The organism is Pedobacter cryoconitis (genome assembly GCF_014207135.1).
GTDB lineage: Bacteria > Bacteroidota > Bacteroidia > Sphingobacteriales > Sphingobacteriaceae > Pedobacter > Pedobacter cryoconitis_D.
This window is the reverse complement of sequence record NZ_JACHCC010000013.1, coordinates 217685-230504: the sequence shown is the minus strand read 5'-3', so window position 1 is coordinate 230504 and position 12820 is coordinate 217685. Positions and strand designations below refer to the sequence as shown.

General features: G+C 33.5%; 12 protein-coding genes. All 12 read right to left on the bottom strand.

What is annotated here, in order from left to right; translation table 11 throughout:
• Positions 1–845 precede the first annotated feature (845 nt).
• Positions 846–1811 carry a UDP-GlcNAc--UDP-phosphate GlcNAc-1-phosphate transferase gene (locus tag HDF25_RS22575; protein WP_221451003.1) on the bottom strand — a complete coding sequence of 322 codons (966 nt, stop codon included), beginning with the start codon at positions 1809–1811 and terminating at the stop codon, positions 846–848.
• An 8-nt stretch (positions 1812–1819) separates the two neighbouring features.
• Positions 1820–2698 (bottom strand): NAD-dependent epimerase/dehydratase family protein, encoded by an 879-nt coding sequence (locus HDF25_RS22570; protein WP_184628661.1) that lies wholly within the window; start codon positions 2696–2698, stop codon positions 1820–1822.
• Positions 2695–3681 carry a lipopolysaccharide biosynthesis protein gene (locus HDF25_RS22565; protein WP_184628660.1) on the bottom strand — a complete coding sequence of 329 codons (987 nt, stop codon included), beginning with the start codon at positions 3679–3681 and terminating at the stop codon, positions 2695–2697. The genes HDF25_RS22570 and HDF25_RS22565 overlap by 4 nt, the downstream gene beginning before the upstream one ends.
• Before the next feature lie 5 nt (positions 3682–3686).
• A complete protein-coding gene (locus HDF25_RS22560) occupies positions 3687–4817 on the bottom strand; it encodes an NAD-dependent epimerase/dehydratase family protein (protein WP_184628659.1) in 1131 nt (376 codons plus the stop codon).
• Entirely contained in the window at positions 4814–5878 is a 1065-nt protein-coding gene (locus HDF25_RS22555) for a glycosyltransferase family 4 protein (protein WP_184628658.1), read from the bottom strand. The genes HDF25_RS22560 and HDF25_RS22555 overlap by 4 nt, the downstream gene beginning before the upstream one ends.
• A gap of 6 nt (positions 5879–5884) precedes the next feature.
• Positions 5885–6481 carry a DapH/DapD/GlmU-related protein gene (locus HDF25_RS22550; protein ID WP_184628657.1) on the bottom strand — a complete coding sequence of 199 codons (597 nt, stop codon included), beginning with the start codon at positions 6479–6481 and terminating at the stop codon, positions 5885–5887.
• 274 nt (positions 6482–6755) lie between these two features.
• Positions 6756–7826, bottom strand: a complete 1071-nt coding sequence (locus HDF25_RS22545) for a glycosyltransferase family 4 protein (RefSeq protein WP_184628656.1) — start codon at positions 7824–7826, stop codon at positions 6756–6758.
• Entirely contained in the window at positions 7823–9184 is a 1362-nt protein-coding gene (wzy, locus tag HDF25_RS22540) for an O-antigen polysaccharide polymerase Wzy (protein WP_184628655.1), read from the bottom strand. The genes HDF25_RS22545 and wzy overlap by 4 nt, the downstream gene beginning before the upstream one ends.
• Positions 9185–9186: 2 nt before the next feature.
• The gene (locus HDF25_RS22535) at positions 9187–10215 is read right to left on the bottom strand and encodes a glycosyltransferase family 2 protein (RefSeq protein WP_184628654.1); all 1029 of its coding nucleotides are present in this window, start codon (positions 10213–10215) and stop codon (positions 9187–9189) included.
• Between the two features lie 3 nt (positions 10216–10218).
• Positions 10219–11298 carry a glycoside hydrolase family 99-like domain-containing protein gene (locus HDF25_RS22530; RefSeq protein WP_184628653.1) on the bottom strand — a complete coding sequence of 360 codons (1080 nt, stop codon included), beginning with the start codon at positions 11296–11298 and terminating at the stop codon, positions 10219–10221.
• Entirely contained in the window at positions 11298–11930 is a 633-nt protein-coding gene (locus HDF25_RS22525) for an acyltransferase (RefSeq protein WP_221451002.1), read from the bottom strand. Before HDF25_RS22525 ends, HDF25_RS22530 begins: the two co-directional genes overlap by 1 nt.
• Positions 11914–12813: a glycosyltransferase family 2 protein gene (locus tag HDF25_RS22520; protein ID WP_184628652.1), complete on the bottom strand. Its 900-nt coding sequence runs from the start codon at positions 12811–12813 to the stop codon at positions 11914–11916. The genes HDF25_RS22525 and HDF25_RS22520 overlap by 17 nt, the downstream gene beginning before the upstream one ends.
• Positions 12814–12820 lie beyond the last annotated feature (7 nt).

The window sequence follows — 12820 nt, the reverse complement described above, 5'->3', positions numbered from 1 at the left end:
AAAACTGAATTTAAATGGAATGAGCCCGACGGAATATCGGGCTCATTATAACAAATCTAATAATTAAATTTGTCTAACTTTTTGGGGGCAGTCCATAATCCTAACCATTTTCCTTTCTGACCATCTTTCTGATAATCAAATTATTTTTATTCAGTAAACTCATTACAAGCGTGCCGAACCCCACGATCAGAATGAAAGATTAGCGTCTGGGTAATGAGTCTGTTTTTGTGCCGTTTTAAATGCTGATACTACAGTATCCGTGGACTTCATTCTTGCGCTCAATTCCCAACAATGATAACTTTTATGTCACCCAGATCAATAACCGCGGTCAAATATAGCCAATCCCACTTTATTTTTATTTAGTAGCTGTCCGATACCCAAACAGCACCTAATGTCCATGGCTTAAACTCACAATTCAACCTATTTTCCAAGACAAGAAACTTATGATTAGAATCGGTGGTCACTTTGAACTTTTTCTTTGCGATGCTTCTCAGATTGGCTCTTCTCATCATTCTGGATACTCTTCCTCCAGACACTTTTATGTCCTTTTTATGGAGTTCTTGGGTGATTCAGGAGCTTCAGGATACTTTTCACCGTTTTCAAACATCTGAAGAATCTAGGCTTTCAATATTTTTGCTTTAGGAAATCCTTTTCAACTATGCATAAAACCGCCATAACTTTGCTAGATGAATATAGTATAAGAAAACGGAGCCATTCTCCTTAGTTACTCAATAGTGATCAGGCTCAGCAGGAATCTATTCCTTATAAGGTCACTTTTTTTCTCGTAAAATAGCCTGTTTAGTTATTAAATTCGCTTACCCCGCAGTATATTCAAACCAAGAATCTCAATGCCCCAATAACCTTTTATACCCTTCCATATAAATTCGCAACATTAAAAAGGCAATTCCACTAAAAATCAAAACCATACAGCACATCAAAACTGACTTAGACATCCAGTTAACAATTAGGATGTTTATTATTAATTGGATGATCCCATATATTGAGGAAACTATCAAATGAGAGAGCTTTCTCTCATTTGCCAAATATTGATAAAAATGGCTTCTATGGGCATCAAAAATATTTTCCTTTCGTATCAGCCTGAAGAACATAGTTGTAACAGTATCTAAGCCATATAACAAAAGAAGAAGCAAATAATTGAAGTTTTCTGTTCTAATGATTAGTTGCAACAGGAAAAATAAAATCACAAATGCAATCCCAACACTTCCGACATCACCTGCAAAACACTTTGCCTTGGTTCTAAAATTATAAAAATTAAAGACAAAGATGGAGATCAGAGAGGTTATTAGCAGATTTGAAGTTGTAAATTCAATAACATACAGATTAATATAAAGTAATGTAGACAAAGTTATAAGTGCATATAAACCCGTGATTCCGTTGATCCCATCCATAAAGTTAATTGCATTAATGCAACCAATAAGCAAGATCAACGCAAGAATAATCCAATAATACGGAAGGTGGTACAAGCCTAATTGGTAGAACATTAATGCCCCCCCTGCCAAATGAAAAACCACCCTTAATTTATTGCTGACAGGCCGTATATCGTCAATAAAGCTAATGAACGCAATTATAGCCAAGCCCAGCAGAAAACACCAATATTCAAGGCCAAAAAAGAAAGGATATACCATCAACCCAAGAGTAAAAATGATTCCACCACCTCTTAAGGTTACGTCAGTATGTGAGCTTCTATGATTCGGTTGATCAATAATATTAAATTTATCCGCTATTTTAAAATAACAGATTTCAAATGCAAAAAAGACAAAGAACAGAATAATGACTAAAGAAATTTCCATATGGATGTTTATATATTTTTAAGAACTAACCTAGGATTCCAATTTAGTTTCTGACGTGCAGCCTTATCATCAAAAGTCAAATCTGCGGTGATTTTATTTAATTTACTAGAATTTATCGGAAAATTAGCACCCAATAAATCTCCAATTTTTGCTATAGGGTAAATAAACCATCTTGGTATATTAAATGCCTTACGTTTCCCAAATTTGGCAGAAATAACTTCGGATAACTCTACAAATGAAGGATGGTATCCATCCGTTAGATTATATATACCGCCTATTTTTGCTGAAAAAGGAATTATATCAGCAACATCTGTATCCAAAACCATACTTTTTTTTGCTTTTCCACCTGCGATATTCAAATAGTATCCCCTTTTGATGCCTTTAATCATAGCTCCAAGATTTCCCGGAGGATTTGGCCCAACAATCAATGGCAGTCTTAAAATCGTACATATAACATTATTTTCTATACACCATTTCTGAATAAGATTTTCTGCTTCTATCTTACTCAATCCATAAGCATCCTTAGCTTCAAGGGATGTCTCTTCATTAATATTACTTCCGCATTCTTTACCGTAAACTGAAACTGAACTAATGAAAATAAATGACTTAGGTTTTACTTCGTTATTGGCTAATCCTTTCAACAGATTTTTTGTACCATTCACATTAACATCAAAAAACATTTGCCGTTCAATTTCTGTTTTTGGCAAAAAATGAGCCTTCCCAGCAGCATGGACAACAATATCTACAATTGGCAATTCGGGGATTTGTTTAGAAATGTCACATATTATATCTTTTTGCCCACTCCTTCCTAAAGAGATTACTTCTTTTGGATAATAGGATAAAATCGCTTTTCCCAAAAACCCAGAAGCTCCAGTTAATAAAATCATATTAATTCAAATATTTCGCTGACCCAACCACTAATACTATATTTAAACAACGTTCCCAAATCTAAAGGTTCAAAAGGTATTTTTTGAAATTCTTCAGTCAATAAAGGACTCTCTCTTTCAACTAATAGGATATTTGCCGGATTATAAAAATCATAGTTTAAGATATCTTTATTTGTTGTTAGTAATTTCTTTTGCATACCCAATGTCTCTAGAGTCCGCATGGTTAATCCGATTTGCTTAGGGTGATTAATGTCTAAAACTATTTTCGACTGCTGCATCATAGAAGATATTTCACTGTGACTCAACGAGGTAAAAGATACATCCTCATACCTAACCTTCTTAAATGAGCTGTCAAAGAGCTTTTTAAGGAAAAATAATAATACGCTGTTCAAATAAAAATACAATTTAACATTGTTAAGTTTATTAGATTCACAGAACTTCTTCACGAAAGTATACCTATCGCTATGTGCTGTACCAACAAATAAAAGCTCATACTTCGGTGACGAATCTTCTTTTTTTCCGTATGTATTAATATAAAAAAGAGGTCTTAGTTTTAAATTATATGATATTGAGTCCTCCCGGTCAAAAGTATACATTGAATTAAACAATGGCAACAGCTCCAGATTTTGTTTCCGATTTTTGAATGAGTCCCACATATATAAGATTCTCTTAGCATCAGGGAATAATCCTTGCATTTTAGTTAAGATTTCGACTGAAATAGATTCTGGATTTACAAAAAACAGATAATCAAATTTTTGATCTTTATTCTTATCCAGAATCTCATTGTAGTATCTCCTGATCTTATTCTTCAGGAAATTCTTATTTACTCTAATCACTGCCTTAGAATAGAAATTATTTGAGGGTCTATCATCATACCATATGACTGTCGCACCAAAATCTTCCAGTGCTTTTTTGATTTCTTGCTCATAATTAAAAAATGTAGGACAAAAAAACAGTATAGTTTTACCCGATAAACTTCGCATTTAATCTATTTATATAAGCCTCTTGACTTCATCTCCTCTATTGACTTGGCATAACTGTCACTCTCAACTTCTTGTGTATTTACCCAATCAGTAAATCTCTTCAAACCTTGTTGGAATGAAAATTTTGGATCAAATCCTAATTTTTCTTTTATCTTTCTCAGATCTGCAAAATTATGACGAATATCTCCAAGGCGATAATTTCCACTTATATTAATCGGAACATCAACTCCATAATTATCAATCAGACCTCTGGCTACGGTTATCACATCAGTAGGTACACCTGTACCTACGTTAAATATTTCACCATTCGCTTCTTCTTTCTCTATTCCAAGAATAGTAGCATCTACGACATCGTCTATGAAAACAAAATCTCTGGTTTCTTTTCCATCTTCAAATATGTTTATATCATTCCCGTTTTTTATCTGAGTAGAAAATATAGAAAGTATCCCGGTATAAGGGTTTTTAAGAGATTGACCCGGTCCATATACGTTTTGATAACGGAATGCCACTGGTTGAATTCCCAGCGTAGGACAAACCGTCATAATCATCTGTTCCTGGCTCTGTTTAGTAATACCATATACTGAAGAAGGATGAATCTTCGAGTCTTCATCAGTCGGCATTAATTCAAGACTTCCACAACCAGGAAATTTCACGTCAAAATCGCCATTATCCATATCTTCCTCAGCACGGTGTTTAGGATAAACATATCCTAGTTCAGCACTTTTATATCTACCCTCACCATATATAGACCTTGAAGATGCTATAATTATTTTCTTTACCCTATGTGGTTGATTCGCCAGAATATCCAGCATGATACTTGTACCATTAATATTTACATCTACATATTTCTGTATTTCATACATAGATTGTCCAGTACCGGTTTCTGCTGCATAATGAACTACGATATCCTGCCCCTCCAGAGCATGCTCCCAATCTTCTTTAGCAGTAACTGTTCCTTTAATGAATCTGACCTTATTGATTATACTTTGGTATAAGGGAGAGGATTGTGATGCTTCAACACCATGAATCTGAGATGATAAATTATCCAGAACAGTGATTTTGTGTCCCTTATCAATTAACTTCAAGGCTAAATTACTTCCAATAAAACCTGCACCACCTGTAATTAAAATATTCATATTTTATAGAAATCTTTTGTCTGTTTATAACATTTATCCCACGAAAACTGTTTTGATCTTTCCAATCCTAGTTCGATCTTCTGCTTTCTTAAATTACCCTTATTTAAATTTAAAATTTCATCCCTAAATCCATCGATATTCAAACCATTGACCAGGTAAGCAGCTTCACCCGCTATCTCCTGTACTATTGGTATATCCTGGGCAATAACCGGACAGTTACATTTGAAGGCCTCAATCAGAGGAATACCAAACCCTTCATAACTTGAAGGATATATTAAGCACTCACTTAAGTTATACAATTCGTTTAATTCCATATTTGTTGTATTCCCGAAATGTATATACCTGCCATTAAGATCTCTGTCTAAAAGCCTTAGTTCACTATCAGACAAAGCATTACCTACAATTGCCATTTTATAATTTCCAGGTAGGGAGGCAATAACTTTTACGGCAAAATCAAAATTCTTGTATGAGGTTCTGTGTCCAACAAATAATATATAAGGATCCTTCTTTAAAGCCTCGAATTTGACATTTGTTTCACTTATATCACTTAGAACAAAAAAATCATCTGAAACACCATTATGGATGACCTCAATTTCCTTTTTCTCAACCAAATGAGGAAAATACCTAAGCAAATCAGATTTTGTTGTGTTTGAAACACAAATTATATTTTTTGAATTCTTAACAGCCAGTCCTTTTTGATAATGATGTACTTTTTTTGAAAGACCACTCCCGAAACGCTCATAAATAAAATCATGGACAGTGATAAAGTTAATTACACCTTTTTGTCCAGAAAACCTATAATAAGACGAATGAAAAATAGCTGGCTGTTTAATTTTCAGAGTTAAAGGTAAATATCTTAGAATAGATAAAGGAATATTTTTCTCCTTTAAAGGAGCCTTTAAATTAAGTAGCGGCTTAAGGATATTCGAAGTTTCTCCATTAGGTTCAATAAAGTTCACGGTGTTTTCAAGATTGAACCTTTTCATTAACTCACCCCAATGGACCGATCCTCCTCCAGAACGCTGAAGATAAAAAAGTATATTATCAAAGTATTTTTCCATAGACTATTATCTTTTCTCCCAAATATTAAGCTCACTATTAAATACTTTAACAACTTTTGCTGGAATACCAACGGCTATACTCATTGCAGGGATATCCTTGTTAACAACAGCGTTGGCACCTATAATACTCCCAAACCCTATCGTGACTCCCGGTAATACACAAACACCATCGCCAAGCCAAACATTATCTTCAATCCTGACTCCGTCATATACTAATTCTCTTTCTGCAGGGAACTCGAATGGAGAAGATGGTGATGACGATTGATATTCTCCATGAGCTGTGTCAGATATATATACTTTGCTAGCTATTAAAACATTGTCCCCAATATGTACATTATACATAGCAGTAATATGCACATAATCGTTCAACTGGACATTTTTGCCGATGATAAGGGTTTTAGAATTTATATTCTTTTCAGCATATGCTTCTATTCTACAGCCATGACCTGTTGTAAAACCTTTATCTACACTTATAAATTTTTTCCCTCTTAGATCTACAGGAAATCTTATAAGTCTTGCATTTCTTAAAGTCAATTTAGTCAGCAGTAGATTTTTGGCCATGATAATTGCACCGAAAAACCCATATTTTGATATTATATTCATAATTAATCTGTAATATTCTCTTAAAAAGTCAAAGCTAAAAATTCATATTTAATTCACTCCACTTATCAAACAGCACCATTGAAAATCTTTACCAACTATTCAGCTTATTAAATTTTCTGTATTTTAAAAGGAGCCCTGCAAAGGTCAAACAATCCCGCCACTCCATGAAGTCTTTTATCCTTATAAATTCATATTCGGACTTGTATATACTTTTTAAGTTTAACAGAGTTAATGAACATATATCTTATTCAAAAGTTCAGTTACGTCAACCTATTCAACCTTCGATAACTTGCTTCCATTTTTTATATACGTTTTCTTTGGAGAAAAACAATGCATTAGCTCTTGCTCTATTTCCTAAAGCGGATCTTAAAATCTTATCTTTAATTAGCACAGAAACTTTTTCTACAAAATCAGAGTCATCATTGTTGTCAATTAGAAAGCCATCTTCATTATTCAAAATTAATTCGCTGGTGCCTTCACAGTTATAGGCAACAATTGGCAGACCGCAACTTTTGGCTTCAAGAATCACCATTGGCATTGCCTCTGTATATGAAGTCATTATAAAAACCGATCTATTCAAATATTCCTGTTTAATATTTTTCACCGGTTCATGTATTGTGATATAAGTATTTAAATTTTCAATCGTATATAAATCAAGTAATTGATTTTTCATAGGTCCTTCTCCAAAGATATCAATATGCCAATCTGGAAACCTATCTTTAAGTCTGTTTGCAATCACAACCAATCTGTCATACCCTTTTTCCAAGCTTAATCGCCCAACCATCATCAATTTGTTTGAAGACAAAGGAGAGGTTTCTTCAGTAAGAAAAGGAAGTGCATTAGGAATAACAAAAATATTTTTATTTAGCGTCTTTACCTTTTCTTTTGCCTGCTCTGACAAGACAACTACGCCATCCAGATATTGATACATCAAAGACATCAACATCCTGGAACTCTTAGGTATAGTATCAAAAACGATATGCTCACATCCAATAATTGAACCATAACTTGATTTACTTAGAAAAGGAAGCATTGAGTTAACGTTATGTCCCTGTCCAATTATTAAATCTGGCGTTATATTAAGGATAGCAGTCTTTAATCTCTTAATCGTATCAAAGAACCAACCAAATTTACTAAACAATCCGGATGGCAATTGCTTACAAGATAAATGCAAAACATTAACTGGAGCATTTATTTCATAAAATGATTTTTCTCCTTTTTTGGTACTGATACTTAAAATTATAATATCATGTCCTTGTTCTTCTAACATATTAGCCACATTTGTAGTGGCTCTTTCTGTACCTCCGCTGCGAGAAATGTCAGATATAATTAATACTATTTTCATTCTATCTTTTTCCTCAAAACGAATTTCACTCTATATAATTTTGAAATATAAACTATGATTATACCCCAAACCAAAAACCTCAGAAAGAAGAAAAATTCAGCTCTCACTAGAAATACCGCATATGACATCATAATACCATAGCAAACTAAAGCATAAATATTAGTCTTAGCCTTATCTAAAGTCATACTTATAAAATATCCTAAACCTGTCATAAGTAACACAACCCCCGGAAAACCAAATGACATATAAATATCAGCGATAATATTTGTTCCCAGGCCTAACTCACCAACTTCTCCAAGTGTCATCTTTGTTATAACAATTGATGATGACATAGTAAATGGGTCAATGCCAAAAAGTGTAATCACAATATTCTGAAGAAATGGAACTGGACTTAAAAATGACGCTGACATTGACATTCCCCATGTTATTCCATTTGTTCTCACATATTCAATAGCAGCATAACTATTTCTATTATTAATAATTAAATCCATTGCAATATCAACTAACGAAAAATTCCCTTGTTGCTGATAACCCCTAGCCAGTACAACTAAGAACATAACTCCCATTCCCAAAAAAGCCAGAAAAACAAACCTCACAAAAGAAATTGGTTTAAAAAATAAGGTTAGCAGACCTCCGCACAATAGTATTACCTGCATTGGGACAGTACGGCTCCCAGTAGCTAACATTAAGAAAACAAACATCAAGGAAATAAATAAAGTAATCTTATTTAGATTCTTGAATTGAAATTTAAACATGTTTTTAGTCCTGAGATTATAGAATTCAATTATTATTGTTGAAAGCAGAAATGCAGGAGTGAAGATAAAAACATAACTCGAAATCGCAGACTTCTGCACCTCGTCTCCCGAGTAGGCTCCCCCAAGAGCTGCATAACCACCTGTTAATATATATAATAAAAAGGTAACTGCTGTGATAAATGAAAGATGGTTATTAGGAATAAAATCTTTCAAACCATACTTTCTAGCTTCCGAAGATTTTGGTTTATGCAGGAAACTTCCAAATATATAAGCATTTATTCCAACCAAGGCTAATGCAGAAGCCTGCGGAATTATATTAGCGTCAAAATCGTATTGAAATGCAAAGAAGCGTGTTGGATCATTTTCATACATAAAAACCGGATAAAAAAGCGTTACGAAGAAGTATCCTGTAAAAAAAACACAATCAAAATCAAAATAATTTTTCTTTTTTTTCAAGAACAAATATATACCAACGCTAATTGCATATTGAACTGAGCAAAAGACATTAAAATTGTAGTTATAAATCTTAGGAGCAGCAAAATAGACTACTATTGCCTCAATAAGTAATATCAAACAGAACAATTGAGATACTCTCAAACTCATAATTATTTAATTTTATTCCTAAGCATATAATATAACGATGAAAAGTAAAATCTCATCCACATTAGACCTCTTAAACTAAAATCACTATTCTTTTCAATAAGATAATGAACTATTTTCGGTACATCTCTATCAAATTTTTTATCGAATGAATAGCCCTTGATAAAATGATTAATTTTTTCAAATTGAGCAGTCCGAACTGATTTCGCTTTTAATACATTTGGTCTATACATAGATAACAATGCGTATTTATTTATTGATAAATAACGTCCTCTTACAGCCTCTATGAATTGTGTATTATTAAATTTTTGCTCTATACATTTGAACAAGTCATATTCCAATTCTATTAACTGAATCAGTTTTTCACTTGGATGATGAAGGTTGGACAAGGAGTTTTCCATTGTCCTGTTGTAATGATAATTGCAATTATCCAGTAAAGTAATTGAATTAATATTTTGACAGTACTGTAAAGTGAAAATTTTGTCTTCCCCATAACTCAGAGAAGGTTCAAATCGTATTCCATACTCTTCAATAATAGTTCTGTTAAAAATTTTATTGCATGCTCCGCCGAGACACTGTCTGAGCTCAACTTCAAATAATGCCATTGTAATCTCATTATTATTATAGCGTCTAGCCGGGAGTCTTAAATAAGTTTGTTCATCTTTAAATTCATTAATCAAACCCTGATAAATTAATTGAGTTGGATATTCTTTCAACTCAATTAAATAGTTCTCCAGAAAAACAGGATCAATCCAGTCGTCACTGTCAATAAATATTACAAATTCACCTGTAGCCTTATCCAGGCCATAATTTCTCGCAACAGAAACTCCTTGATTTTTTTGGTGATAAACATGAATACGCTTATCTCTTAAAGCATAATCATCACAAATTGCCCCACTGTTGTCAGGTGAACCATCATTAATTAATAGAAGTTCAAAATCAGTAAAAACCTGGTCTATTATACTTTCTATACATCTCGAAATATAAAGTTCAGTATTGTAAACAGGAACAATAATTGATAAAACGGGGGCCATAAGTTATTTCTTGATACTATTTTTTATTGCTTCGAGATATTTCAATCCCCATTTCATATCTGGTTCAACATAATTTCCTTCCGCCCATTCATTCCAGGATTTCAGAAAGATGATCCGGTGATCGGGTTCCTTATTCTCAACTAAACTAACTGCACGCTTAACATGATCCTCAAAAAGCTCAGGGGTAGAGTCAGTCATAACCAGGCCTTCACGTCCACTTCTCGGCGTATGATCCCAGCCAGGAATAATGCTCGGAAACATATTTTCATTACGATCTTCCTCATGTAAAAAGTACTTTGAAGTTTCTTTATACGAATATACAAGCGGCATTGATCTAAGTAGCTTATTCAGTCTCCCTTTTATCTTTTGCAGTGTAGATCGTTTTGAGAAGTATGCTATCAGTCGGGTTGCGTTTACTGCATCAACCCCAGTTTCCAAAATTTGTGTGGCATTATAAGCTATACCATTTGTCTGCCCTACAAAGTAAATTCCATCCAGTCCGTTAATTTTTGCCAGCTCTCTCCAACATTTGATAAATACCAGAACTTCCGGATTAGCCAGCGGAAGATATATCATAAACAAAGGCTTCCCATCTACCTTTATATACCGGCTATCTTTAAATGCCGGTAAAACAGCATAAAAATGCGCAGTATAATCATCAATACCAGGATAAGATTGTTCAATTAAAACGTTACGATTAGTTAAGCCATGATCAAATCCTTTCCAGGTTTCATTTGCCCAGGACAAACAGAAAGGAAAATCAGGACTGCCAGAAGACAAAACTTCATTGAATGGTCTTTCAATTAAACGTTTTCCGTTTCCAAACCAATAATGCCAATAGCAGAACCCTTCGATACCATACTCTTTTGCCATATCAGCTTGAGCTTCTCTTGTTTCTGGTACCCGTAAATCATAGTACCCCAAATCAGTTGGTACCCTTGGTTGATAATGTCCTTTAAACAAGGCTTTAGCCTTTCCAACATTTTTCCATTCGGTAAATCCTTTTCCCCACCACTTATCATTTTCTGGTATTGGATGAAATTGTGGCAAATAAAACGCTATAACACGTGCTTTCTTTTTCATTAGTTAATTTCTTTTATTACTCGAGCAGGATTGCCTGCAGCGACAGTATTTTTAGGTATCGACTTCGAGACAACGGCATTTGCACCTATAATACTGTTTTCCCCTATTGTTACTCCAGGAAGAACTACAACCCCCTCTCCAATCCAGACATTATCCTCTATAACCACTTCTCCTTTACTGTATAGACTTCTCTGAGCTGGTGGCAATCTTAAAGCATTTGAATTTATTTCTCCATGTGAGTGATCAGAAATGAAGACCCTACTACCAATTAATACATTATTACCAATTGTAATTCTATTAATAGCTCCAATATGGCAATCCTTCTGAATAGAGACATTATCGCCAATTTCTATTAAAGGCGAGAACTTTTCCCCCAGAAAATTATCATAAGTATCTAAACGTAAACGTTGATCAGAATCGAAATTTTTCCCCAGTACTATATTCTTCCCACCATTTAAATATAATGGAAAAGCAAAATAGACACTACCATTTAACTTTTTAAACTCTCTCGATATCCAATACGTATAAATTAAATTAAATTTCCTGTCTAAAAATCTAAAAAACCTCAAGGGAAATAAAATAGAAAAAAACTGAATTATCATTTTAAGAATCCTCCTAATTATTCGCATCATTCTTTCTTCTTTTTATATAAAAAAACAATAAAAAAGGATATATATAAGGTTCATACCAATATTTCCCAAAAATCACTCCGTATGCCCCTTTTAAGTCAAAACCAAACTCAGTTTCATTAGGTATTATCAATCTCGTGAGCCATGGATAAACGAAATAGCGAAACAAACGATATTTTTCCAATTCATACTCGACAAAAGACAAATCTTCCTGCTTAATTATAAACAAATATTTATTAACAAAAGTATCAAAAATATTGTACCCCCCCTTTTTATTTGGCGTTGCAACGGAAAACATATCATCAAAGTAAATTATAGTCCGCTTACTATTCTTTACAATTCGATAACTCCAATCGACCTGTGTAAACCTGAGATCAGCATAACGGTCTTTGTCATTAATCAACTCAAAATCGTCTTTCCAAACACCAAAATTTGCAATCCAAGTACTAAAATAGCTAACTTCCCTGATATAAGCCCCTTTGGACGACATCACTTTAAAGCAGTCAGAATTTGAGAACATATTTGCATAAAAAAACAGGTTCACCCCGACATCCATATACTCAACAATTCTTTCCAACATTAGATTTAAGATGTTGGGCTTAAAAGTAAGGGTATCATTAAAGAGTCTGATATATTTTCCTTTCGCATAACCTAATACAACAGAGAAATTGAGGTCTTTTATATTTTGAATATTTTTATAATAACGTGCCAAAGGATACTTCTTTACAACCTCCTCTGTATTATCTGTTGAGCAATTATCAGAAACTATTACTTCAATTAGATTCGAATCAAACTCAGGATTGCAAAAAAGCCTGTCTAGGGTCTGATCTAATATATCACACCTATTATAAGTCGGTATGCATATTGACAATAATATTTCATTCATAACCTTG

Excerpts from the sequence above, each read along its gene's own strand:
- HDF25_RS22545 (WP_184628656.1), bottom strand. The coding sequence starts at position 7,826 with ATGAAAATAGTATTAATTATATCTGACATTTCTCGCAGCGGAGGTACA.
- wzy (WP_184628655.1), bottom strand. The coding sequence starts at position 9,184 with ATGAGTTTGAGAGTATCTCAATTGTTCTGTTTGATATTACTTATTGAG.
- HDF25_RS22575 (WP_221451003.1), bottom strand. The coding sequence starts at position 1,811 with ATGGAAATTTCTTTAGTCATTATTCTGTTCTTTGTCTTTTTTGCATTT.
- HDF25_RS22530 (WP_184628653.1), bottom strand. The coding sequence starts at position 11,298 with ATGAAAAAGAAAGCACGTGTTATAGCGTTTTATTTGCCACAATTTCAT.
- HDF25_RS22560 (WP_184628659.1), bottom strand. The coding sequence starts at position 4,817 with ATGAATATTTTAATTACAGGTGGTGCAGGTTTTATTGGAAGTAATTTA.
- HDF25_RS22525 (WP_221451002.1), bottom strand. The coding sequence starts at position 11,930 with ATGATGCGAATAATTAGGAGGATTCTTAAAATGATAATTCAGTTTTTT.
- HDF25_RS22520 (WP_184628652.1), bottom strand. The coding sequence starts at position 12,813 with ATGAATGAAATATTATTGTCAATATGCATACCGACTTATAATAGGTGT.
- HDF25_RS22550 (WP_184628657.1), bottom strand. The coding sequence starts at position 6,481 with ATGAATATAATATCAAAATATGGGTTTTTCGGTGCAATTATCATGGCC.
- HDF25_RS22570 (WP_184628661.1), bottom strand. The coding sequence starts at position 2,698 with ATGATTTTATTAACTGGAGCTTCTGGGTTTTTGGGAAAAGCGATTTTA.
- HDF25_RS22555 (WP_184628658.1), bottom strand. The coding sequence starts at position 5,878 with ATGGAAAAATACTTTGATAATATACTTTTTTATCTTCAGCGTTCTGGA.
- HDF25_RS22565 (WP_184628660.1), bottom strand. The coding sequence starts at position 3,681 with ATGCGAAGTTTATCGGGTAAAACTATACTGTTTTTTTGTCCTACATTT.
- HDF25_RS22535 (WP_184628654.1), bottom strand. The coding sequence starts at position 10,215 with ATGGCCCCCGTTTTATCAATTATTGTTCCTGTTTACAATACTGAACTT.